The organism is Nucisporomicrobium flavum (assembly GCF_016464385.1).
Lineage (GTDB): Bacteria > Actinomycetota > Actinomycetes > Mycobacteriales > Micromonosporaceae > Actinoplanes > Actinoplanes flavus_A.
This window is the reverse complement of the sequence record NZ_JADMLH010000028.1, coordinates 1-21,591: the sequence shown is the minus strand read 5'-3', so window position 1 is coordinate 21,591 and position 21,591 is coordinate 1. Positions and strand designations below refer to the sequence as shown.

25 protein-coding genes and 1 riboswitch are annotated in these 21,591 nt (G+C 73.5%); of the genes, 15 read left to right on the top strand and 10 right to left on the bottom strand.

Going from position 1 to position 21,591, the window contains the following annotated elements; all coding sequences use genetic code 11:
• Positions 1–10: 10 nt before the first annotated feature.
• The 4 genes from IT780_RS38535 to IT780_RS38520 all read right to left on the bottom strand — a co-directional run bounded on the left by IT780_RS38535 (position 11) and on the right by IT780_RS38520 (position 4,516).
• On the bottom strand, positions 11–1,228 hold the full coding sequence (locus tag IT780_RS38535; protein ID WP_233414208.1) for an AGE family epimerase/isomerase: 1,218 nt from the start codon (positions 1,226–1,228) through the stop codon (positions 11–13).
• Between the two features lie 119 nt (positions 1,229–1,347).
• Complete coding sequence (locus IT780_RS38530) at positions 1,348–2,196, bottom strand: alpha/beta fold hydrolase (RefSeq protein WP_199516819.1); 849 nt, start codon at positions 2,194–2,196, stop codon at positions 1,348–1,350.
• Positions 2,193–3,065: an SDR family NAD(P)-dependent oxidoreductase gene (locus IT780_RS38525; protein ID WP_372443903.1), complete on the bottom strand. Its 873-nt coding sequence runs from the start codon at positions 3,063–3,065 to the stop codon at positions 2,193–2,195. Before IT780_RS38525 ends, IT780_RS38530 begins: the two co-directional genes overlap by 4 nt.
• A complete protein-coding gene (locus IT780_RS38520) occupies positions 3,062–4,516 on the bottom strand; it encodes a flavin-containing monooxygenase (protein ID WP_199516818.1) in 1,455 nt (484 codons plus the stop codon). Before IT780_RS38520 ends, IT780_RS38525 begins: the two co-directional genes overlap by 4 nt.
• Positions 4,517–4,585: 69 nt before the next feature.
• On the opposite strand from IT780_RS38520, the gene IT780_RS38515 reads away from it, so the two are divergent.
• Positions 4,586–5,605 (top strand): AraC family transcriptional regulator, encoded by a 1,020-nt coding sequence (locus IT780_RS38515; RefSeq protein WP_199516817.1) that lies wholly within the window; start codon positions 4,586–4,588, stop codon positions 5,603–5,605.
• Here the strand turns inward: IT780_RS38515 and IT780_RS38510 are convergent.
• A complete protein-coding gene (locus IT780_RS38510) occupies positions 5,559–5,858 on the bottom strand; it encodes a DUF4873 domain-containing protein (protein ID WP_199516816.1) in 300 nt (99 codons plus the stop codon). The genes IT780_RS38515 and IT780_RS38510 overlap by 47 nt on opposite strands.
• On the bottom strand, positions 5,855–6,529 hold the full coding sequence (locus IT780_RS38505; RefSeq protein WP_199516815.1) for a TetR family transcriptional regulator: 675 nt from the start codon (positions 6,527–6,529) through the stop codon (positions 5,855–5,857). Before IT780_RS38505 ends, IT780_RS38510 begins: the two co-directional genes overlap by 4 nt.
• Positions 6,530–6,583: 54 nt before the next feature.
• On the opposite strand from IT780_RS38505, the gene IT780_RS38500 reads away from it, so the two are divergent.
• Complete coding sequence (locus IT780_RS38500) at positions 6,584–7,468, top strand: AurF N-oxygenase family protein (RefSeq protein ID WP_199516814.1); 885 nt, start codon at positions 6,584–6,586, stop codon at positions 7,466–7,468.
• A gap of 40 nt (positions 7,469–7,508) precedes the next feature.
• Here IT780_RS38500 and IT780_RS38495 read toward each other — a convergent pair whose 3' ends face one another.
• Positions 7,509–8,516, bottom strand: coding sequence for a hypothetical protein (locus IT780_RS38495; protein WP_199516813.1), 1,008 nt, complete (start codon positions 8,514–8,516; stop codon positions 7,509–7,511).
• A gap of 172 nt (positions 8,517–8,688) precedes the next feature.
• Between IT780_RS38495 and IT780_RS38490 the strand changes: the two genes are divergently transcribed.
• Together IT780_RS38490 and IT780_RS38485 are read left to right on the top strand one after the other, a co-directional pair.
• Positions 8,689–9,267, top strand: a complete 579-nt coding sequence (locus IT780_RS38490) for a DUF6642 family protein (protein WP_199516812.1) — start codon at positions 8,689–8,691, stop codon at positions 9,265–9,267.
• A gap of 48 nt (positions 9,268–9,315) precedes the next feature.
• Positions 9,316–9,804 (top strand): cupin domain-containing protein, encoded by a 489-nt coding sequence (locus IT780_RS38485; protein WP_199516811.1) that lies wholly within the window; start codon positions 9,316–9,318, stop codon positions 9,802–9,804.
• Between the two features lie 16 nt (positions 9,805–9,820).
• On the opposite strand, the gene IT780_RS38480 is transcribed toward IT780_RS38485, so the two are convergent.
• Positions 9,821–10,195: a YunG family protein gene (locus tag IT780_RS38480; RefSeq protein ID WP_199516810.1), complete on the bottom strand. Its 375-nt coding sequence runs from the start codon at positions 10,193–10,195 to the stop codon at positions 9,821–9,823.
• Between the two features lie 97 nt (positions 10,196–10,292).
• Between IT780_RS38480 and IT780_RS38475 the strand changes: the two genes are divergently transcribed.
• The 3 genes from IT780_RS38475 to IT780_RS38465 are packed head-to-tail and all read left to right on the top strand — an operon-like array spanning position 10,293 to position 12,334.
• Positions 10,293–11,000 carry a class I SAM-dependent methyltransferase gene (locus IT780_RS38475; protein WP_199516809.1) on the top strand — a complete coding sequence of 236 codons (708 nt, stop codon included), beginning with the start codon at positions 10,293–10,295 and terminating at the stop codon, positions 10,998–11,000.
• Positions 10,997–11,398, top strand: a complete 402-nt coding sequence (locus IT780_RS38470; RefSeq protein WP_199516808.1) for an SMI1/KNR4 family protein — start codon at positions 10,997–10,999, stop codon at positions 11,396–11,398. The genes IT780_RS38475 and IT780_RS38470 overlap by 4 nt, the downstream gene beginning before the upstream one ends.
• Positions 11,399–11,455: 57 nt before the next feature.
• Positions 11,456–12,334, top strand: a complete 879-nt coding sequence (locus IT780_RS38465; protein ID WP_199516807.1) for an NAD(P)-dependent oxidoreductase — start codon at positions 11,456–11,458, stop codon at positions 12,332–12,334.
• Here IT780_RS38465 and IT780_RS38460 read toward each other — a convergent pair.
• Positions 12,331–13,245, bottom strand: a complete 915-nt coding sequence (locus IT780_RS38460; protein ID WP_199516806.1) for a ricin-type beta-trefoil lectin domain protein — start codon at positions 13,243–13,245, stop codon at positions 12,331–12,333. The two genes, IT780_RS38465 and IT780_RS38460, sit on opposite strands and share 4 nt — an antisense overlap.
• An 89-nt stretch (positions 13,246–13,334) precedes the next feature.
• Positions 13,335–14,984, bottom strand: coding sequence for a serine/threonine protein kinase (locus tag IT780_RS38455; RefSeq protein WP_199516805.1), 1,650 nt, complete (start codon positions 14,982–14,984; stop codon positions 13,335–13,337).
• Positions 14,985–15,040: 56 nt separating this feature from the next.
• On the opposite strand from IT780_RS38455, the gene IT780_RS38450 reads away from it, so the two are divergent.
• The 8 genes from IT780_RS38450 (at position 15,041) to IT780_RS38415 (ending at position 21,463) form a co-directional block, all read left to right on the top strand.
• Positions 15,041–16,150, top strand: coding sequence for a M20 family metallopeptidase (locus IT780_RS38450; protein WP_307831611.1), 1,110 nt, complete (start codon positions 15,041–15,043; stop codon positions 16,148–16,150).
• Positions 16,147–16,896, top strand: coding sequence for a GNAT family N-acetyltransferase (locus tag IT780_RS38445; RefSeq protein ID WP_199516804.1), 750 nt, complete (start codon positions 16,147–16,149; stop codon positions 16,894–16,896). Before IT780_RS38450 ends, IT780_RS38445 begins: the two co-directional genes overlap by 4 nt.
• Complete coding sequence (menC, locus tag IT780_RS38440) at positions 16,893–18,077, top strand: o-succinylbenzoate synthase (protein WP_199516803.1); 1,185 nt, start codon at positions 16,893–16,895, stop codon at positions 18,075–18,077. The genes IT780_RS38445 and menC overlap by 4 nt, the downstream gene beginning before the upstream one ends.
• Complete coding sequence (locus tag IT780_RS38435; protein ID WP_199516802.1) at positions 18,055–18,354, top strand: DUF2064 domain-containing protein; 300 nt, start codon at positions 18,055–18,057, stop codon at positions 18,352–18,354. Before menC ends, IT780_RS38435 begins: the two co-directional genes overlap by 23 nt.
• Positions 18,355–18,464: 110 nt before the next feature.
• Positions 18,465–18,643: riboswitch (cyclic di-AMP (ydaO/yuaA leader) on the top strand.
• A gap of 2 nt (positions 18,644–18,645) precedes the next feature.
• Positions 18,646–19,290, top strand: coding sequence for a LysM peptidoglycan-binding domain-containing protein (locus IT780_RS38430; RefSeq protein ID WP_199516801.1), 645 nt, complete (start codon positions 18,646–18,648; stop codon positions 19,288–19,290).
• Between the two features lie 104 nt (positions 19,291–19,394).
• Positions 19,395–20,012 carry a GNAT family N-acetyltransferase gene (locus IT780_RS38425; RefSeq protein ID WP_199516800.1) on the top strand — a complete coding sequence of 206 codons (618 nt, stop codon included), beginning with the start codon at positions 19,395–19,397 and terminating at the stop codon, positions 20,010–20,012.
• A 208-nt stretch (positions 20,013–20,220) separates the two neighbouring features.
• Positions 20,221–20,745 carry a SigE family RNA polymerase sigma factor gene (locus IT780_RS38420; RefSeq protein WP_307831610.1) on the top strand — a complete coding sequence of 175 codons (525 nt, stop codon included), beginning with the start codon at positions 20,221–20,223 and terminating at the stop codon, positions 20,743–20,745.
• Positions 20,732–21,463 (top strand): hypothetical protein, encoded by a 732-nt coding sequence (locus IT780_RS38415; RefSeq protein ID WP_199516798.1) that lies wholly within the window; start codon positions 20,732–20,734, stop codon positions 21,461–21,463. Before IT780_RS38420 ends, IT780_RS38415 begins: the two co-directional genes overlap by 14 nt.
• The last annotated feature ends 128 nt before the right edge of the window (positions 21,464–21,591 follow it).

The following is a 21,591-nucleotide window of genomic DNA, read 5'->3' as shown; positions in this document are numbered from 1 at the left end:
TGCTGCGGGCCTACCCCAGGTGGTCGTCCACGGCCGTCGCCAGCATGGGCCACAGCGGCACCCGGGCTCCGAGCGTCGCCTGGAAAGCGTGGTACAGGTCCGCCTTCCCGGGCCAGACCGTGGCCGTCGGCCGGTTCGCCGGGTCCAGCTGGTGGAACCAGGAGCCGTGCTCGTGGTCGATCAGGTACGCGTCCGTGTAGTCCCACCACGTGCGGTACCAGTCCGCGTACGCCTGCTCCCGGGTGTACGCGTGCAGCGCCGCCGCGGCGTTGATGCCCTCGGCCGCCACCCAGTGCATGCGGTCGCGGACAACGGGCCGGCCCGTCCAGTCGGTCGTGTAGACGAAGCCGGGGTTCCCGTCGACCGCCCAGCCGTCGGCGACCGCGCGGTCGAAGAGGTTGCGGGCGGCGGAGGCGAAGGACGGGTCTGCGACGGTCGGGGCCGACGCGGCGTGCAGAAGCAGGCGGGACCACTCGAGGCCGTGGCCGATCGTGGCCCCGTACGGCTTGAAGGCGTGGTCCGGTTTGTCGAGGTTGTAGTCGGGCTGGGGCGTCCACGTGGCGTCGTAGTGCTCGGGGATGCGCCACTGGTGGGCCGACGCGGCGGCCACGACGAAGCGGCAGATGCGCACCGCGCGGTCGATCCAGGCGCGGTCACCGGTCACGCTCGCCACCGACAGCATCGCCTCGACGGTGTGCATGTTGGCGTTGATGCCCCGGTAGTCGTCGAGGGTGGTGAAGGTGGTGTCCCACGTGTCGGCGCACATGCCGGCCTTCTCGTCCCAGAAGCGGTCCAGGAAGACCTGCGACGCCTCCGCGAGCAGGTCGTCGGCGCCGGGCAGCGCGGCCTGCACCCCGGTGGACGCGGCCAGCAGCACGAACGCGTGGTCGTAGCAGCTCTTGCCCGGCTCGGCGGTGCCGTCCTCGGCGACCGAGGAGTGCCATCCGCCGTGCTCGGTGTCGCGCAGCCGGCCGGTGAGCCCGGCCATCGCCTGGGCCGCGATCCGGCCGGCGCCGGGAACGCCGAGCAGCGCGCCGATGCCGTACACGTGGGTCATCCGGCAGCTGATCAGCGCCGAGGTGGGCCGGCCCGGCTCGGGTTCGCCGCGGTCGTCGAGCCAGCGGGCGCCGCCGCCCGGGTCGGCGGTGCGGCGCCCGAAGGCGAGCAGGTCGCGGCTGTGCTGGTCGAGCCAGCGGTGATGGGCGGGACTGGTCGGCCAGACGGACATGTCGATCACTCTAGGTCAGGCCGCCGTGCCGTCCGACGGCCGCCGCCCCGGTGCCCACACCGTGGCCTACTCGGTTAAGCGGAGGCTCCCGGCGATGCTCGGAGCGACGCCGGGAAGAGTCAAGCGGGATGCTCCGAGCGGGCCGTGAGGAACAGCCGGGCCAGGTCGGCGAACTCGTCGGCGCGTTCGATCTGCGGCATGTGCCCGGTCTCGGGGAACAGGTGGGACCGGGCGTCGGGGAACGCCGCCCGCGCCGCGGCGAGGTGCGTGGCCGGCAGGATGAGGTCCCGGTCGCCCCAGACCAGCAGCGTCGGGCGGGGGTGCCGGGCGGCCGCCGCGAGCAGCTCGTCCCGCCACGGCCGCCGGACGCCGCGGAAGCCGCCGAGGGCCTGCGCGGTCTCCAGGAACACCTGGGCGTACCCGGGGCGGGCGGCCACCCGCAGCGCGAACTCGACCCGTTCCGGGGTGACGAGCGCCCGGTCGACGAACAGGCTGCGTTCGACCCGGCGCGCCGCCTTCGCGTCCATGCGCCGCATCAGGCGCCGGCCGACGCCAGGGATCGCCAGGACCCGCAGGAAGAACGCGACCTCCTTGCCGAAGCCGGCGCTGTTGACCAGCGTCAGCGTCGCCACCCGGGCCGGCGCGGCGACCAGCAGCCGCATCGCGACCGCGCCACCGAGCGAGTTGCCCATGACGTGCAGCGGCCGCCGCTCGTCCAGCGCGTCCACCGTGGCCAGCACGCCCTGGGCCAGCGAGGCCAGCGTGATCGGCCCGGGCATCCGGTCGGACAGGCCGAAGCCGGGCAGGTCCACGCTGATCACCCGCCAGGAGTCGGACAGCCGCTCGTGCTGCGGCAGCCAGTCCTCCAGGCTGCGCCCGATGCCGTGCAGCAGCAGGATCGGCGGGTTCGCCGGGTCGCCGGTCTCGTGCACGCGCACGGCGGCGCCGCCTACGGTCAGATGCCTCATCGGGTCACCCGCGCCCGGGTCCTGCCGCCGCGCGCGGCGGCCTCGGTGAGCCGGTTGAGCACGCGCAGGTGCGAGCCGGGCAGCAGCCGGGCGAGCAGGTCGGGGACCTTGGCGCTGACGGCGATCAGGACCCGGCCGCGGCGGCGCCGCACACCCTCCAGGATGTCTGCCGCGGCCTTCTCCGGCGGGTACGTCAGCAGCGCGGCGAACTTCCGCTGCTCGCGCTCCACCTCGTCAGGGGACGCCGCGGCGGCTGCGCGGGCGCTCTCGGCGATCCGGGTACGGACCCCGCCGGGGTGCACCGTCGTCACGCCCACCCCGGACTCGAGCAGTTCGCTGCGCAGCACCTCGCTGAGCCCGCGCAGCGCGAACTTGCTCGAGCTGTACGCCGACTGCCCCGGCGGGGCGATCAGGCCGTACAGGCTGGAGACGTTGACCAGGTGCGAGCCGGGCTCCGCCTTCAGCGCGGGCAGCAGGTGGTGGGTGAGCAGCATCGGCGCGGTGAAGTTCACCGCCATGACCCACTCGAACTCCTCGACGCTGACCTGGTCGAAGCGGCCGCCGAGGGCGACGCCGGCGTTGTTGACCAGCAGGCCGAGCCGCGGGTGCCGCTCCCGGACACCGGTCGCGGCGGCGATCACGGCCTCCCGGTCGGCGAGGTCCACCACGAGCGACTCGACGGTCCGGCCCGGGTGCGCCGCGCGGATCGCCTCGGCGACGGCGTCCAGGCGCAGCGCGTCGCGGTCGATGAGCACCAGGTCGCTGCCGCGCCCGGCGAGGCCGTGCGCCAGCTGCTCGCCGATGCCGCTCGCGGCGCCGGTCACGACCGCGGTCCGGCCGGTGAAACGGTACGGGGTCAGACGCGTCAACGGATCTCCTCGAGGGCGGGGGCGGGTGCGGGGGTACGGCTGAACGTCATGTCCCGGCGTACGTCGGCGCGGGGTGTGGTGAGCACGTCCAGCAGGTAGTTCTGGCGTACGGTCCACGGGTCGCGGTCGCCCTGCCGCGGGAAGCTGTCCAAAGCGCGCTGCACGTACCCGGAGGTCAGGTCGAGCAGCGGCCGCCGGGGTCCGGGCTTCTCCTGCGGCGTGGCCGTGGTGTATCGATGTTTGTCCATGTACGCCAGCAGCCGGCACACGTACCGGTGGGAGAGGTCGGCCCGCAGCGTCCACGACGCGTTGGTGTAGCCGATGCAGTACGCGAAGTTCGGCACGCCGCTGAGCATCACGCCGCGGTAGGCGACGGTCCTGCCGGGCTCCACGGGCGTGCCGTCCACGGTGAGCTGCACGCCGCCGATGGCCAGCAGCGACAGCCCGGTGGCGGAGACGACGACGTCGGCCTCGAGCACCCGCCCGTCGGCGAGCCGGATCCCCTCGGGCACGAACCGGTCGATGTGGGCGGTGACCACCGAGGCGCGGCCGCCCTTGATCGCCTGGAACAGGTCGCCGCTGGGCACCACGCACAGCCGCTGGTCCCACGGCTGGTACGCCGGCGTGAAGTGCTCGTCGAGGTACGCCGGGTCGTCCAGGTGGTGGAGGGCGAAGCGCCGCAGCAGGGCCTTCACGCGCTCGGGTCGCCGCCGGGCAAGCTGGTAGAAGCCCTGCGAGAGCAGGATGTTCTTGGCGCGGACGACCTTGTGCGCCGCGCGGGACGGCAGCCAGCGGCGCAGCCTGTCGGCCACCGGGTCACGCTCGGGCAGCACGGTCATGTACGTGGGGGAGCGCTGCAGCATCGTCACGTGCCCGGCGGTCGTGGCCATCGCGGGCACCAGCGTCACCGCGGTCGCGCCGCTGCCGATGACGATCACCCGCTTGCCCGCGTAGTCGAAATCTTCGGGCCAGAACTGCGGGTGCAGATGCGTGCCGCGGAAGTCGTCGAGCCCCGGGAAGTCCGGCTGGTAACCCTGCGCGTAGTCGTAGTAGCCGGCGCACGCGTACAGAAAGCGGCAGGTCAGGACGCCCTGGCTGGTCGTCACCGTCCAGTGGCCGTCGGCCCAGGCGGCGGTCAGCACCTTGGTGTCGAAGCGGATGTGCGGCATGATGCCGCCGTCCTGCGCCGTCTCCCGGATGTACTCGCGGATCGCGTCGCCGGGAGCCATGGACTTCTCCCCGCGCCACGGGCGGAACGGGTAGCTGAGCGTGAACATGTCCGAGTCCGAGCGCACCCCTGGGTACCGGAACAGGTCCCAGGTGCCGCCGATCGCGGACCGGGCCTCGAGGATGGCGTACGTCGTGCCGGGCCGTTCGCGCTGCAGCCGCCACGCCGCGCCGATCCCGGACAGGCCGGCGCCGATGATGAGGACGTCGAAGTGTTCGGCCATGCGTCCAGTGTTCGCCCGGACGCCGGGAGCCACTTGCCTTTGCGCGACAGGGATTTATCCTCTTGCGACATGGAGTCGGTGGTGCGGGCCGCGGGCCTGCGCGGACTGCCCGCGCTGGTGGACAGCCTGGGCGGGGACGGCGCGGAGCTGCTCGCCCGTTTCGGGGTCACCTGCGCCGCGGTGGAGTCCGACGACGCGGTGATCCCGTCGGCCGCGGCGGGGCTGCTGCTGGAGGTGGCCGCGGCCGAGCTCGGCTGCCCGGACCTCGGCCTGCGCCTGGCCGGGCTGCAGAACGCGTCCGTGCTCGGGCCGCTCGCGCTGGCGATCGAGAACTCGGCCACCTTCGGCGAGGCGCTCGAGATCACCCGCCGGTTCCTGTTCGTGCACAGCCCCGCCCTCACGGTCTCGCAGATCCCCGACCCGTCGGGCCGGCCGGGCGTGATGGGCCTGCTCTACCGGGGTACGGACGCCGAGCCGCTCCCGCCGCAGGTCGCGGATGTGGGGCTGGGCCTGTTCCACCGGATCATCGTGCTGCTGCACGGCGGCCCGTACGGGCTGCGCTCGGTGCACCTGCCGCACGCGGCGCTGGCCCCGGCGGAGGCGTACACCCGCTTCTTCGGCGCCGAGGTCCGGTTCGGGCGGCCGGACGCCGTGCTGCGGGTGCCCGCCGGCCTGGCCAGCATGCCGGTGCGCGGCGGCAACCAGGTGCTGCGCGACATCGCCCTGGACTACATCACCAGCCACTTCCCGGCGCCCGGGCAGAGCGTCGCCGACCGGGTGCACCTGCTGCTCGCCCGGTCGCTGGGCTCCGCGCCGGTCGAGGTGGCGGCGATCGCCCGGATGCTGCGGACCCATCCGCGTACCCTGCAGCGGCGGCTGGCGGCCGAGGGCATCACGTTCGACGCGATCCTCGACGACGTGCGCCGGGCCGCCGCGTACCGGCTCGTGACCCAGACCGACCTGCCGTTCACCCAGGTCACGGCGATGGTCGGGCTGACCGAGCAGTCGGCGCTGAGCCGGGCGGTGCGCCGCTGGTACGGGGTCACGCCCCGGCAGCTGCGCTCCACGGCGGCCGTCCGGTCCCGGTGAGGCGGACGCCGCCCCACGGGTCGGGCTCGCCCAGCCGTGCCGGCGCCTCGCGCTCGCCGATGCGGACGGTCACGTCCCGCGCGCCGGCACGCAGCTGCGCGCTCAACGTGTCGTCGGGCGCGGCCCGGCCGCCCCAGCGGTAGCGTCCCTCGACCGGCTCGAACCGTACCGACAGCCGGACCGCGACGGTGACCGCCGCCTCCCCGGCCCGGATGACGGCCTCGCCCCGGTATTCCTCGTCGCTGTCGCTCACAGTCCCGTCGCCGCCAATCCGCCCGGTGTGTCCGCGGCGGCCCGGATGCCGGTCACGCCGCCCCAGAGAAACGTGGTCACGTAGGTCGCCAGCGCCTCGCGGCTGATCGGCTGCTGGTGCCGCAGCCACCAGTCGCCGACCGTCTGGACGTAGCCGACGATGCCGTACGCCCACGGCAGCGCCGGTCCGGAGTCGAGCCCGAGCGCCCGCAGCCGGTCGCCGAGGATCCGCGCGAGGCCGCTGGCGACCGTGTCGATCGCGTCGGCCACCACGTCGCGCTCGCGGGCGATGCCGCGCTGGTGGACCACGAATCGGTACAGGTGCGGGTCCGCCTCGATGTACGCCAGATACGCGTCGACCGCCGCGGCCACGACGTCGCGCTCCTCGCGTACGGCTGCCACGGCCGGGGCGACGGCCTCGACCACCGCGGTGGCGGCCCGGCGCCCGACGGCCTCCCACAGACCGGATTTGTCCTGGAAGTAGCGGTAGAGCACCGGCTTGCTGACCCCGGCGTGCGCGGCGACCGCATCGATGCCCGGCTCGGGGCCGAGCTCGCGGATCGCCTCGATCACCGCGTCGACGAGGTCCTCGCGGCGGCGTTCCCGGTGATCGGCCCAGCGTTTGCTGCGCCCGTCCGGCGATGTGTTGACGCCGGGATCGGTGGAGTTCATAGTACGAGAAGTAGCTGTTACTTCCGGTAACGTCAACCCCTCGCGGAGGCAGACGTGGTTCTCTCCGACCGTTCCCAGACCGCGACCCGGCTCCTGCGCTCGTCGGCGTCGCACTCGTACGACCCCGAGGTGGAGATCGACTGGGACGCGCCCCTGCTGCCCGACGCCTTCTTCGCGCCCGAGCACCGCTCCTCGCTGTACGGCACGCCGCTCTGGGACGGCCTGACCCCCGAGCAGCGCCGTACGCTGACGAAGCACGAGGTCGCGAGCATCGCCAGCCTCGGCGTCTGGTTCGAGACGATCCTCATGCAGCTGTTGCTCCGCGAGTACTACCGGCAGGACCCGACCGCCCCGCACGCCCAGTACGCGCTCACCGAGGTCGCCGACGAGTGCCGCCACTCGGTGATGTTCGGCCGCATGATCGAGAAGCTGGGCTGCCCGGTCTACCGCGTCGGCGCGTTCGACAACGGCCTCGGCAAGTGGATCGCCGCGACCGCCACCGGCCCCCGGATGTACGCGGCCATCCTCATCGCCGAGGAGATCCTCGACTCCCTGCAGCGCGAGGCCGCCGCCGACGAGAGCCTCCAGCCGCTGGTCCGCATGGTGTCGCGCATCCACGTCATCGAGGAGGCCCGGCACGTGCGCTACGCCCGCGAGGAGCTCGCCCGCCAGGTCCGCGCGGCCGGGCGCAGCCGGCTCGCCCACGACCGGATCATCATCGCGCGGGCGGCGTACCTGACCGGGCGGCGGCTCATCTCGCCGGAGGTCTACCGGTCGGTGGGCATCGACCCGCGGGTGGGTGCGCGGGCGGCACGGGAGAACCCGTACTTCCGGGAGACGATGCGCTGGGCGGGGGAGAAGGTCGTCGCGTTCCTGAAGGACCTGGACCTCATCGGCGGCCCCGGCATGGCCCTGTGGCGCCGCTCCGGCCTGCTCTGACCGGCGCGGCCCGCTCTGACCGGGCGCGGCCCCGGCCGGCTCAGGCGGTGAACTTCAGGTACTGCCAGGAGCCGGTCGCCGCGGCGTTCGTCGCGTCGCCGGCGAAGGTGGACCGCAGCCGCCAGCGCATTCCCGAGGTGTGCGAGCCGATCAGCTCCACCCCGCCGATGCTGTCGCCGTTGAGCGTGAAGCAGGTCTTCGTGAGGACCGTACGCCAGGCCTTCGACACGTACGCCTGGGCCTGGAAGCCGTAGCAGCCGCCCGGGCGCGCCGGCAGGATGCGGGTGAGCAGGAGCGGGTCCACGCTGCGGTGGTAGAGCTTGTCCTTGCCCGACGTGCCGTACTGACGGTCCAGGACCTGGGAGATCTGCGCGCGGGCGGTCGCCGAGGTGCTCACCGTGCGGGGCAGGTACCACTGGTCGCCCGCGAAGGCCGCGCTGAAGGTCGTCCGGCGGGTGATGCGGTAGGCGGCGGTGACCGTACCCGAGCCACACTTGATCTTGACCTTGGTGCCGCCCCTCGGCGTCGCGTAGAGACACACCGTGCGCACGTCGTGGGTCGTCCCCAGCTTCGCGGTGACCGTGGCGGCCGCGTGGTACGCGTACGTCGAGGCGTTGCGGGTGACGCTCAGCGTGGCTGCCCGGCGCGAGACCGTGACCGTGACCTGCCGGCTCACCGGCCCGTACGCGTCATCGCCCGCCCAGCTCACCGTGTACGTGTTGGCGCCGCCCACCGGGGGCTTGTCGTGCACGGTGAAGGCGCCCGCCGCGTCCGCGGTGACCGCGGCGAGCGGATGGGAGCCGGCCAGGTCCCGGCGGGTGACGCTCAGCGGGCCCGCGCCGGCCGACAGCGTGCCCGTCAGCGTGAGCGAGCCCAGCCGGGCCACCGTCGCGGGCGCCTCCAGCGTGAGCGACGCCGGGTCGCCGACCGCCGCGAGCGTCGCCCGGGCGCCGGTCCCCGGATCCGCCAGCGCCGCCACGGGTACGGTCAGCGCGGCCGCGCCCCCGGCGGCGACCACAGCGAGCCAAGCCCAGCCCTTGTTCAGCAACGTCTGACCTCCCGTACGGCGCCGGGCGGACCCCGGCGGCGAACCGTGCCGTCGGCAGGCCGGGGTTATATGTGAGCATTGTCAGCTTCATGTGGCCCGGACCACCGCTTTTCGCGGCGTCGGCTAGCGTCGTCAGGTCGGCGATGATCGAGTCGCGGTGCGAGGGGGAGCGGTGGCGAAGCCCGGGGGAGTGTTCTGCGTCGAGGGGCAGTGGGAGGACGACCTCACCGAGCGGGGTTCCGTGCTGCCCACCCTCGAGCTGCTCGAACGCCTCGGCAGCATCCGCTTCATCCACCGCGACACCGCCACCATCGAGGAACTGCACTACTACCTCGACACGTGGCTCTCCCGGAAGTACCAGGACTTCAAGGTCGGGTTCTTCGCCCTGCACGGCCAGCCGTCCCAGCTGTGCCTCACCGCCAAGACCACGGTCGAGCTCGACGAGATCGCCGCCTGGATGTCCGGCCGCTGCGCCGGCCGCACCCTGTACTTCGGCAGCTGCTCCGTGCTGCGCGCCTCCGACCGGGTGCTCAAGGAATTCCTCCACGAGACCAAGGCCGCGATGCTGTGCGGCTTCACCAAGGCCATCGACTGGGTGGAGTCGGCGGCCTTCGAGACCGTGGTGCTGAACGCGCTGGTCAACGGCGGCCGCATCGACAGCGTGGAACGGCTCGTCCGCTCGGGCCGCTGGGCGGCGCTCGCCGAGCACCTCGGCTTCCGCGTCGTGTACGCCAACGGCCGTACCGGCTGACCGGCGGACGGGACCCCGCCGCGAGGCCGTCCGGGGCATGATGGGCCGGTGACCTATCCACCTCCGCTGTACCACGGGGACGAGGGCGAGATCAGCGCCACCCACCGCCCGGACAGCACCGCACCGGAGCTCGTCTACCCCAACGGCACCCGCGTGCACTACCTGTCCACCGGCGCCTCGACCGGCGGCCTGTTCGGCCTCTACCGCTGGGAATGCGGGCCGGACGTGACCGGGCCCGACCCGCACTTCCACCACTCGCTGACGGAGTCCTTCTACATCCTGACCGGCACGATGCGCATCTACGACGGGCGCCGCTGGATCGACGCCGAGCCCGGCGACTACGTGCACGTCCCGGCCGGCGGCATCCACGGCTTCAAGAACGAGTCCGGGAAGCCGGCGTCGATGCTGCTGCACTTCTCCCCGGGTGCGCCACGGGAGGGCTACTTCGAGGGCCTGGCCCGAGTCGCGGAGATGTCCGACGAGGAACGCACGGCGTTCTACCTCGAGCACGACAACATCTGGGTCCCGAAGCGCTGACGCCCGGCCCAGCGGATCAGTCGAGCGCGGCGAGGACGCGCTGCCGCAGGAGTTCGTACTGGCCGCGGCCTCGCCGGGGGGCGTCCGGCGGGCGGTGCTGCACCTCGCCTCCGACCACGACCTCGTCCGGGTGGAACTGGTCGGCGGTGAGGTCCACCTCGCGGCCGTCGGGCAGCCGATTCCAGTAGTGGTACCCGGCCTTCGTGTCCCCGGCGAAGACCTCGCCGAGGATCAGGTCGCCGCCGAGCAGGTCCTGCACGACCAGCGCGGTCACCCCGCACTGGCCGCGGGCCGGGTTGCCGGGGTGCCAGTTCGGCATGTCGTGCGGGTCGCAGGTGTCGGCTCCCCAGGCGGCTCGCAGGATGGGACGCAGCTGTTCCAGGTCGGTCATCGATGGTCTCCTCACTCGCCACGCTGATCGGGCGTCACCGGTGAGGGTGGGCCCTCGACGTGGTCGAGGGTCAAGGGGCGGAGGGTACGCTCGGCCGGTGTTCTCGCCCCAGGGTCCGACTCTGCGCGAGCTCGGCGTCCAGGCGCTGTCCTCGGTGGAGCGCGGCTACGACCTCCTGGCCCCGAAGTTCGACCACACACCCTTCCGGACGCCCGGCTCCGTCATCGAGGCGACCGTGCAGGTGCTGTCCGGGCTCGGTCCGTTCGGCCACGGGCTGGACGTCTGCTGCGGCACCGGCGCGGGCCTGGCAGCGCTCGACTCGCTCTGCCAGGGCCGGGTCACCGGCGTGGACTTCAGCGCCGGCATGCTCGCGCAGGCGCACCTCGCCCATCCGGAGGCCACGCTCGTCCGGGGTGACGTCCGCGCGCTCCCGTTCGCCGGTGGCTTCGACCTCGCGGTCACGTTCGGGGCGCTCGGCCACTTCCTGCCCGCGGAACGCCCGGCGCTGCTCGAGGGCGTGCGCCGGGCGCTGCGGCCCGGCGGGCTCTTCGCCTTCCCGATCTGGGCGCCGCCACCGGTCGCCTCGGTCGACCACTGGGCGATGGCCGGGTTCGACCTGGCGATGCGGGTCCGCAACGCCGTCTGGCGCCCGCCGTTCGTCATGTACTACCGCACCACCGGGTTCCGCGCCCTCCGGGCCGACCTGACCGCGGCCGGCTTCACCGTGGCGACGCGCGCCCTGACCGCTCTCGGCCAGGCCCGCGACGGTACGCCCCGGTTCTGGCTCGTCCTCGCACGCTCGTGAACGTCGACGCGCTGGTGGAGTTCTGGTCGAGCACCGGTTACCGGCCTCGCCCAGCCCGTACCCGTCAGGAGCTGGAGTCCTTCGCGGCCGCGGTTCGCTCGCGCTTCGGTCTTGAGGTGCCCGACGACTACCGGCGCTTCCTGACGCTCACCGACGGCGGGCAGTACGACCACGCGTGGTTCCACGGCGTCGGGCCCGAGGACTCGGTGCTGGATCGCTGCGACGACCTGCGGACCGGGCGGGTGCCGGTGATCGGCGGCTCCGGGAACGTCGACGCGTACGTCCTGCGCCCGGACGGCCGTGCGGAGGTCGTGAACCTGTGGGATCTGGGCGAGGTCTCCGAGTCGTTCCCGTCCTTCACCGGCCTGCTGGAACGGCAGCTGATCGGCGTGCCGTAGCCGCGCCTGGGGAATTGGCTGCTGCCCGGCGGCGGGATGCGTGGATACCGTACGGCCATGACGGACAGCAAGATCGTCGGGTTTCTGGGGCTCGGGGTGATGGGTGAGCCGATGGCGCTCAACCTGGCCCGCGCCGGCACCCCGCTGCTGGTGTGGACCCGGGACCCGCGCCGGTGCGAGGCCGTACGCGAAGCCGGCGCAACCGTCGCGGCGAGCCCGGCCGAGGTCCTGCAGCGGGCCGGGGTGGTGCTGATGATGCTCGCGAACGGCGAGGCGATCGACGCGGTGCTGGGCCGCGGGACACCGGCGTTCGGCGCGGTCGCCGGGCGGCTGCTGGTCCACATGGGTACGACCGCACCCGGCTACTCCCGCGGGCTCGCGGACGACGTGGCCGCCGCCGGGGGCCGGTACGTCGAGGCCCCCGTGTCCGGGTCGCGCAAGCCCGCCGAGGCGGGGCAGCTGGTCGCGATGCTGGCCGGGGATCCCGCGGACGTCGCCGAGGTACGCCCGCTGCTGGCGCCGATGACCCGCGACGCGGTCGAGTGCGGGCCGGTGCCGCAGGCGCTGCTGATGAAGCTCGCCGTCAACCTGTACCTGATCAGCATGGTGACCGGGCTGGCCGAGGCGTACCACTTCGCCGAGCGGCACGGGCTGGACCTGGCGCGGCTGACCGCGGTGCTGGACGCCGGCCCGATGGCCAGCGACGTGTCCCGGGTGAAGGCTGCGAAGCTGCTCGGCCGGGAATTCGCCGTGCAGGCCGCCCTGCAGGACGTGCTGTACAACAACGAGCTGATCGCCGCCGCCGCCCGGCAGGCCGGGATCGCCTCGCCGGTGCTCGACGCATGTCACGCGCTGTACGCGGAGGCGGTGGCCCTCGGGCACGGAACCGAGGACATGGCCGCCGTCGTGAAGGCTCTCGAGAACCGGGACGGCTAGGGAAGCTTCCAGGACTGCGACGCGTCACCGGTGCAGGTGGACACCGTGGCGGTGCCGCCGGCCGAACCGGGGTCGGTGAGGCACTGCCCGGTCGCCGGGTTCACCAGTGAGCCGCCCGGCCCGGCGCGCCACTGGGCACTCTCGCGGTCGTCGCAGCGTACGGTTCGGACCTCGCCGTCGCCGGTGACCTGGGCGCAGCGTCCCGCGACCCGCAGAGTGCCGTCGGCCGCCAGGGTGAACGACTGGTAGCTGACGCCGCTGCAGCCGCTCACCTGGATGGGGCTGCCGTCGAGCCCGAGCAGGCCGCCGAGCGCGAGGCAGCGGCCGCCGGCCGCGGTGACCGCTCCGGTGCGGTCCGCCGCAGGTGGCGGGGCGAGCGTGGCCGACGGGGCAGCCGCCGACGCCGGCGCCGACGTGGTACCGGCGGGCGGGACGGCCTGCCCCGGCCGCGATGTGGACTCCGTGCGGGCCGGGGTGGTGGTGGACGGGCGAGGTGTGCGACCGGCAGCCGCGGAGGCGCGTGGGGAGCCGGGGGCGTCGCCCAGCGAGCCGGTGACCCCGGGCGCGGGCAGCGTCGCCTGGGTCTCCGGCAGCGGCGGCTTGTCGTCGCCGCCCGTACCGAGCAGCACGAACGCGGCCGCCGCGAGCGCGAGCACGAGGACTCCACCGAGGACGATGAGCCGCTGCCGCAGCGGGGTGACGCCGCGGCCGGGCGGCGGGGGCACGGCGGCCGGGGCGGCCGCGGGTTCGCCGGGTGCCGGCTCCTCGTCGGGCAGCATGGCCGTCTCCGGCCAGGTCTCCTCCGGACGGTCCACGGGCGTGGCGGGCTCGGTGCTGCTCGGCTCCGTCCTGATGTACGGGCGTACCAGCACGGGATCCTGCCGCTGGAGCTCGTCGTCCTCGTCCGCCATGTCGTTCCGCCTCGCTGTCCGCCCGTCGGCCGGTACGTCAAGATACGCGAAACAGGGCCGTAAAGATCATTGCGGTCCCGGGCGGGCAGCTACAGCGAGCGGATCCGGGCAGCGGCGAACAGGACCTCGCCGTCGCCGTACTCCGGGTCGCCGTTCACGCCGAGCATCACCCGGCCGGCGACCAGCGCGGGGTCGGTGACCGGCGTCTGGAAAGCGGGTTGCGCGTCGACCGCCACGGTGGCGACCCGGCCGCGCAGCTCGATCGCGATCCGGTGCTTCGCGCCGAGGGTGAAGGCGGGTGCGGCCACGGTGGTCAGCGTGGTCTCGTTGCTGTCGTCGATGAGCTGGAGCTTGAGCGTGCCCTCGCACGCCGACAGCAGGTAGCCGCTGGGCCCGGTCCAGCGGAACCAGATCAGCCCGCAGCTGCCCCGTTTTCTCAGCGTCACGTCGGCCGCGATGCTCTGATCGCCGGCGAAGGTGTCGTCCGGGCCGGGGCAGTGGATCTCCCCGAGGTCGCCGGTGCGCATCCGCAGGCCGTCGGCGGTGAAGGCGCAGGTGCCGTTGACGCCGGCGGTGGGGTACCACTGGCCGGGGCGGTCGAGCGGGTCGATCACCGAGGGGCCCCGGACCTGCCGCGGCGCCGGTGGTGCCACGGACATCTGCTGGACCGCGCTCTTGTCGTCGCCGGAGGCGCCGCCGTTCACGAGGTGCATGGTCAGGACGGTGCCGAGCACGGCGGCCACCACGGCAGCGGCCGCCAGCGGGATGAGGTGCCGGCGCCGTCGCCGCCGGGGTGGGGCGTCGGTGAGCGTACGGGTGGTCCGCCGCCGTCGCTGGTCCCCGGTGGAGTGCCGTCCCGAGTGCTGCACGGCCTCGGCGGCTTCCCGGAGCTCCGGGCGCTGCGCGAGGCCCAGCGCCTCCTGCGGCCCCGCGGCGAGCAGCATGTCGAGCAGCTCGTGCGCGGTCGGCCGCTCGGCGGGGTCCTTGGCCAGCGTGAGCGCCACGAGGTCACGCAGCGGCGCCGGCAACCCGGCCAGTTCGGGCGGCTGGGTCAGGATGCGTGCCGCGGTCGCCGCGGGGGAGTCGGCGGCGAAGGGCGTACGGCCGGTGCCCGCGTACGTGACAACGGCGCCCCACGCGAACACGTCGGCGGCCGGCCCGGTCGCGCGGCTGTCGGAGTCGAAGCGTTCCGGGGCCATGTACGCGACCGTGCCCACCATCTGATCGGTGCGCGTGTGGGCGCTCGTCACCTCGAGCGCCCGGGCGATGCCGAAGTCGATGACCTTCGGGGTGCCCAGGGAGAACAGCACGTTGCGGGGCTTGAGGTCACGGTGGATGACGCCGGCGCCGTGGATCGCCGCGATGGCGGTGGCCACGCCGACGGCCACGCTGTGCAGGTTCCCCGCGGTCAGCGGCCCGTTCTCGCCGACCACCTCGGCGAGGCTGGGCCCGTCGACGTACTCGACCACGAGGTAGGGCGTGGGGTGCTCGGGGTCGGCGTCGAGCACCTCGGCGGTGCAGAACGGCGGGACCTGGCGGGCGCGGGTGACCTCGCTGCGGAACCGGGCGCGGAACTCGTCCTCGTACGCGTACTCGGGCCGGATGACCTTGACGGCGACCAGCCGGCCGTTCGCGGCGCGGGCGAGGAACACCGTGCCCATGCCGCCCTCGCCGAGCCGGGACAGCAGTTCGTACCCACCCAGTTGCCGTGGGTCACTGGTGCGGAGGGGTCTGGTCACCGCGACGTCCGTCCTGAGACGCGGGCAGCCATGGGGACGAACACTACACTCAGGCCGTGGAGCGCACCGACGACCTGCTGCCCGGGCTGCTCGCCGACATCGAGGAGCTGGTGCGGTGCGAGTCGCCGTCGGTGGATCCGGAGGCGCTGGCGCGCAGCACCGAGGTCGTCGCCGCGCTGGGCGAGCGCCGCCTGGGCGAGCGGCCCGAGCGGGTGGAGTCCGGCGGCCGGGTGCACCTGCGGTGGCGCTTCGGCACGGGTCCGCGGCGCGTGCTGGTGCTCGGTCACCACGACACCGTCTGGCCGATCGGGACGCTGCTGACCCATCCGTACGCGATCAGCGACGGTGTCCTGCGCGGGCCCGGCTGCGTCGACATGAAGGCCGGGCTGGTCCTGGCGATGCACGCGATCGCCGGGCTGCCCTCGCGGGCCGGGCTGACCCTGCTGGTGACCTGTGACGAGGAGCTGGGCTCGCCGACCTCCCGGGCGCTGGTGGAGAGCGAGGCCGCCGGCTGCGCCGCGGCCCTGGTCCTGGAGGCGGCCGGGCCCGGCGGCGCGCTCAAGACCGAGCGCAAGGGCGTCTCCCGATATCGGGTACGCGTGCACGGCCGCGCCGCCCACGCCGGGCTGGAGCCGGAGCGGGGCGTCAACGCCACCGTCGAGCTGGCCCACCAGGTGCTCGCGCTGGCCGCCCTCGCCGATCCGGGGCGCGGCACCACGGTCACGCCCACGCTGCTCACCGCCGGTACGTCGGAGAACACCGTGTCGGCGACCGGGGAGGTGGCGGTGGACGTGCGGGTCCGGGACCTCGCCGAGCAGCAGCGCGTCGATGAGGCCGTCCGTACCCTGCGCCCGCTGCTTCCCGACGCCCGGCTCGAAGTGCTCGGCGGCCCGAACCGCCCGCCGCTGGAACCGTCGGCGTCGGCGGCCCTGTTCGCCCGCGCCGTCGCCCTGTCCGAGCGGCTGGGCCTCCCGGAGCCCACCGCCGCGGCCGTGGGCGGCGGGTCGGACGGCAACTTCACCGCGGGCATCGGTACGCCGGCCCTCGACGGGCTGGGCGCGGTCGGTGGCGGTGCCCACGCCGACGACGAGCACGTGCTGGTCGCGGCCCTGCCGCAGCGCGTACGGCTCGTGGCCGCCCTGATCGAGGAGACGCTGCGAGCGTGAGCATCGAGGTGCGTACGGTGTCCGAGCTCGCCGACCTCACGGCGGTGGACGGGCTGCTGGCCGACATCTGGAACGACGAGCCGGGCGGCGTGCTGCTGGGCACCGAGCTGCTGCGGGCCCTCGCCAAGTGCGGCAACTACGTCGCGGCCGCGTACGACGGCACCGCCCTGGCCGGAGCCTGCGTGGGCTTCTTCGGCCCGCCCGGGCAGCGCGAGCTGCACAGCCACGTCGCGGGTGTGGCCCCGGCCGCCATGGGCCGCGCGGTCGGGTACGCCCTCAAGAACCACCAGCGTGCGTGGGCCCTTGACCGGGGCGCCACGCTCATCAGCTGGACGTTCGACCCGCTCGTGGCGCGTAACGCGTACTTCAACCTCGCGAAGCTCGGCGCCGCCCCGGTCGAGTACCTGCCGGACTTCTACGGCGTCATGCACGACCGGATCAACGGCGACGAGGAGTCCGACCGGCTCCTCGTGCACTGGGACCTGGTCGGCGGCGCGCCGCTGCGCGACGACACGGCCGGCGGGGTCGTCGCCCTGGGTCGCTCGGGCGAGCGCGGTTCGCTCGACGGCGAGAAATTGCTGGTCGCCGTGCCGCACGATGTGGAGGGGCTGCGCCGCAGCGATCCCGCCGCCGCGCGCCGGTGGCGGGTCGCCGTCCGGGACACCCTGACCGCCCTGCTGGCCGGCGGCGCCCGGTTCACCGGGTTCGACCGGTCCGGCTGGTACGTGCTGAGGAGGCCCTCGTGAAGCTGGAAGGCGTCGAGCTGCGCCGCGTCGCCATGCCGCTGGTCGCGCCGTTCCGTACCTCGTTCGGCACGGAGACCACGCGCGACGTGCTGCTGGTCCGCGTGGTCACCGGCGCGGCCGAGGGCTGGGGCGAGTGCGTGGCCATGGCCGACCCCCGCTATTCGCCGGAGTACGCCGAGGCGGCCGCGGACGTGCTGCGGCGCTACCTGGTGCCGGCGCTGGCGGCCGCGCCGCGGCTCGACGCGTACGCGGTGGCGCCCGCGCTGGAGCAGTTCAAGGGGCACCGCATGGCGAAGGCGGCGCTGGAGACCGCGGTCCTCGACGCCGAGCTGCGCGCCGAGGGGCGGTCGTTCGCGCGCGAGCTCGGCGCGGTCCGCGACCGGGTGCCGTGCGGCGTCTCCGTGGGGATCATGGGGTCGGTTCCCGAGCTGCTCGACGCGGTCGGCGGCTACCTCGACGCGGGCTACGTGCGGATCAAGCTGAAGATCGAGCCCGGCTGGGACGTCGAGCCGGTCCGCGCCGTACGGGAGCGTTTCGGCGACGACGTGTTGCTGCAGGTGGACGCGAACACCGCGTACACGCTGGCGGACGCCCGGCATCTCGCCCGGCTGGACCCGTTCGGGCTGCTGCTGATCGAGCAGCCGCTCGACGAGGAGGACGTGCTGGGCCACGCCGAGCTGGCGAAGCAGATCCGTACCCCGGTGTGCCTGGACGAGTCGATCACGTCGGCCCGGACCGCCGCGGCGGCCCTGACGCTGGGGGCCTGCGCGATCGTCAACGTCAAGCCCGGCCGCGTCGGCGGTTACCTGGAGGCGCGGCGCATCCACGACCTGTGCGCGGCGCACGGGGTGCCGGTGTGGTGCGGCGGCATGCTCGAAACCGGTCTCGGCCGCGCGGCCAACGTGGCGCTCGCCGCGCTGCCCGGCTTCACCCTGCCCGGCGACACCTCGGCGTCGGACCGCTACTTCGCCACCGACCTGACCGCGCCGTTCGTGCTCGAGAACGGTCACCTGCCGGTGCCGGCCGGCCCGGGGCTGGGCGTCGAACCGCTCGCCGAGGTGCTCGAGGCGGTGACGACCGCCACCCAGTGGCTGCCGTTGCAGCGAGAATTTCCGCCCGCACGGGCAACCTCGGCGGCCCCGGCGGCCACTGAGGAGCATGACCCGGTTCTTCCGTTGTGACCCGCAGCGCGTACCCCGCAGGGACCCGTACCTGATGATCGCGGCGGACGTGCCCCAGCTCACGCCGCAGCTGCTCGGCGACGCGTACGAGTTGCTGCGCAGCTTCGACGCCGTGATCGGCCCCACCAGCGACGGGGGCTGGTACGCGTTCGGCGTCCGGGAGCCGGCGAAGGGCGCCGATCTCAACACGCTGACCGACTCCGGGGAGCTCACGATGGCGGCTTTGCGGCGCGGGATGCGGGTGGCGCTGCTCCCCGTTCTGCCCGCCGGAAAGTGAAGATCAAGTCACTCAAAAGGTGTAAACAACGTCACCTTTGACCCGGGAAACTTGGCCGCGCCCCCGGAGAAGTGGTTACGGTCGGCCGGTCCGCTCAGCGGGCCCCGCGGTCGGTAACGCCGAGTCCTGCCGCCGACCGGACCGGGACATCCAACGATCAGGCATGGAGCGGGGGACCCACACGTTCCTCGGCGCGCTGGTGCGCGCCTCGGGGTGAAGCCGCCACGTGCGGCCGGGCTCCTCGGCCCGAACCCGACAGCTGACCTCGTAGGCGTGGAGGGTTTCAAAATCATGGCACAGATCCGTAAGCAGTCCCTGCGCGCCCTCGGCCTGGCGGTCGCCGGTGCGGCCGGCACGATGGCCCTGCTCGCCCCGGCCTCCGCGGCCCAGGCGAAGTCCAGCGTCAACTGGGACGCGATCGCGCAGTGCGAGTCCGGTGGCAACTGGAGCATCAACACCGGCAACGGTTACTACGGCGGCCTGCAGTTCAGCCGCAGCACGTGGAAGGCGTACGGCGGCGGCAAGTACGCCGGCACCGCCAACAAGGCGAGCCGCTCGGAGCAGATCCGCATCGCCGAGAAGGTCCTCGACGGTCAGGGCATCGGCGCCTGGCCGGTGTGCGGCAAGAAGGCCGGCTCGTCCAAGTCCTACAAGGCGAAGAACACCGCCGGCGCCTCCTCGAAGTCGCACAAGTCGTCCTCGCACAAGTCGTCGTCCCGCAAGACCACGACGCACAAGAGCACCGCCAAGGCGACGAAGAGCACGGCGGCGCGCTCGACCGGCGGGACCTACGTGGTGCGCTCCGGCGACACCCTCGCGAAGATCGCCAGCAGCAAGCACGTCAAGGGCGGCTGGCGCGCGCTGTACCAGCTGAACCGCGGCGAGATCGGTGGCAACCCCAACCTGATCTTCCCGGGTCAGCGCCTGGCCCTCTGACGGGCCGGCAACAAGACGGCCCGGTCGCCCTCCCCCGTGGGGCGGCCGGGCCCCCGCCGCCGGCCCGTCCCCAGTGGACGCCGCCGGACCGGCATGATGGGTGCATGAGGCTGGTCGAGCCCGCCCCCGCGATGGTCGCCGCGGCGCTGCCGTGGTTCGACCATCCGCAGGTGCAGCGCTACCTCGGCGGCCGGGACTGGCTGCCCACCGCGCTGGCCGTCGCGGCCCGCGGCGGCGGCGAGGTCTTCCGCGGCAACCTCGTGGTGCGCTGCCACGCCTGGTTCGGCGTGGACGCCCCATCCGACCACCCCGCCGCCACCCACAACCGGACTGAAGGCCCCCTATCCAACCACCCCGCCGCCACCCACAAACGGACTGAAGGCCCGGCCGGCGAGGTCGGTTTCGTCGGCGGCGACGTGTACGCCGACGGCCGCGGAATGCGCTCGATGGGGCTCGGCTTCGTCGTCGACCCCCGCCGCTGGCGTGAGGGCCGCGGCCGCGCGCTGCTGCGCGCCGCCACGACGGCCCCCGAGGTGGCGGACGTCGACGAGTTCTTCTGCGGGATCGAGCCGGACAACACGGCGAGCCGCACCTGCTGCGCCGCCGCCGGCTTCGTGCCCGACCGCGACCTCACCGATGAAGGCTTCCTGTACTACCGGCTGCGGCCGGATCGGAAAATTTCCGCGGAGGCGGGCAACCTTTCCGGGCCCGGCGGCCACTGAAGGAGTGTTCGCCCGCGGGGAGGCCGTTTCCCGGACCTCACCGGCCTCCCCGCAGGCGAGCCGCGTACGACCTGATTGCCAGGGACTGCGACGCCGTGGAGGCGGTATCTTTCGGCCCTCCAGGAGCGGACCGCCGGCTGCCCCGGTCCCCATGCCCCCTTGCGGGGCAGCCGGCACCGTCGCCGCGCCGCACGTCAGGAAGGACCGCGTGACCGACCCCGATACTGAGCGTGCCTTCCGGCGCTTCTTCGACCAGCACCATGCGGACCTGTCCCGGCTCGCCTACCTCGTCACGGGCGAGGCCGGCGCCGCCGACGACCTGGCAGCGGACGCGTTCGTGGAGGTGTGGAAGCACTGGGAGCGGGTGGTGGCGGCGGACAACCCGCTCGCGTACGCCCGCGGCATCGTCGCCAACCTGGCCCGGCAGTGGATCAAGCGGCAGACCCGCGAACGGCACGGCCTGCTCCGCCTCGGCCTGATGCGCCGGGACCGCAGCGACCCGGACACCGCGGCGGTGCTGGACGTGCGCGAGGCGCTGAGCCGGCTGCCGGTGCGGCGCCGCGAGTGCGTGGTGCTGCGGTACGCCTTCGACGTGCCCGAGCGGGAGGTCGCGGAGATCCTCGGCATCTCGGTCGGCGCGGTGAAGAGCCAGACCTCGCGCGGCGCCGCGCAACTGAGCGTGTTCTTGCAGGAGCTACCGGTGGGCATAGGAGGCCGCAGTGCGGGAGCCTGAGGAGGACCTGCGGGTCCTGCTGCGCGAGGAGGCGGAGCGGCACCGCCCGGACCGGGACGCCATGTTCGACCGGATCGTCCGGGTCCGCGCCGAGTCGCGCCGGTCCACGCTGGTCCGGCTGCGCCCGCTCGCGGCCGCCGCGGCGGTCGGTCTCGTGGTCGTCGGGGTCGTGGGGGTCCGCGTCGCCGGCGGCGGTGAGGGTGAGGGTGACAGCGCACCTGCACCGGCGGCCGCACCATCCCTCGCCCCGGCCGAGCCGTCGCCGAAGCCGTCGCACCCGCCGGCCCGGCCCGCGACGAGCGCCCCGCCGAAGGCGTCGGTCTCGAGCAAGGCGGTGCACCGGCCCGGGTTCGTCACCGGCGCGGCCGTGATCGATCCGCATTCGAACCCGAACTGGTCGCAGGGCAACCTCACGCTCCGCCTCGCCCGGAAGGTCACCGCGCTGGCGGTCACGGTCTCCGTCGCGCGGACGGCCGGGGTGGCGAGCACCGGCCAGTGGAGCACCGTTCCGAACCAGCTGACCACCCTGAGCGTGACCGAGCGGCCCGACCGGCTCGTCTACCGGTTCGAGCTGGTCGAGGGCGCCACGCTGGAACCCGGCCACTACACCTTCGCCGTGCAGTACAACCACGCGGACGGGCGCTCGCCGGCCGCCGACACCTACGTGGTGACGGCGACCGGCGGCGGTGACCAGACCCGGACGGCCGGCGCGTTCTAGGTGTAGTGATCACGAGCGTTGTTGACGCGGCGTGTCGGCTTGAGATGTGAGAAGACCTCCGGCGAGGTGGAAGTTGCGACGCTTCACCGAACCGGAGGTCTCTATGGCCCACCGTAACGCCCGCCTGA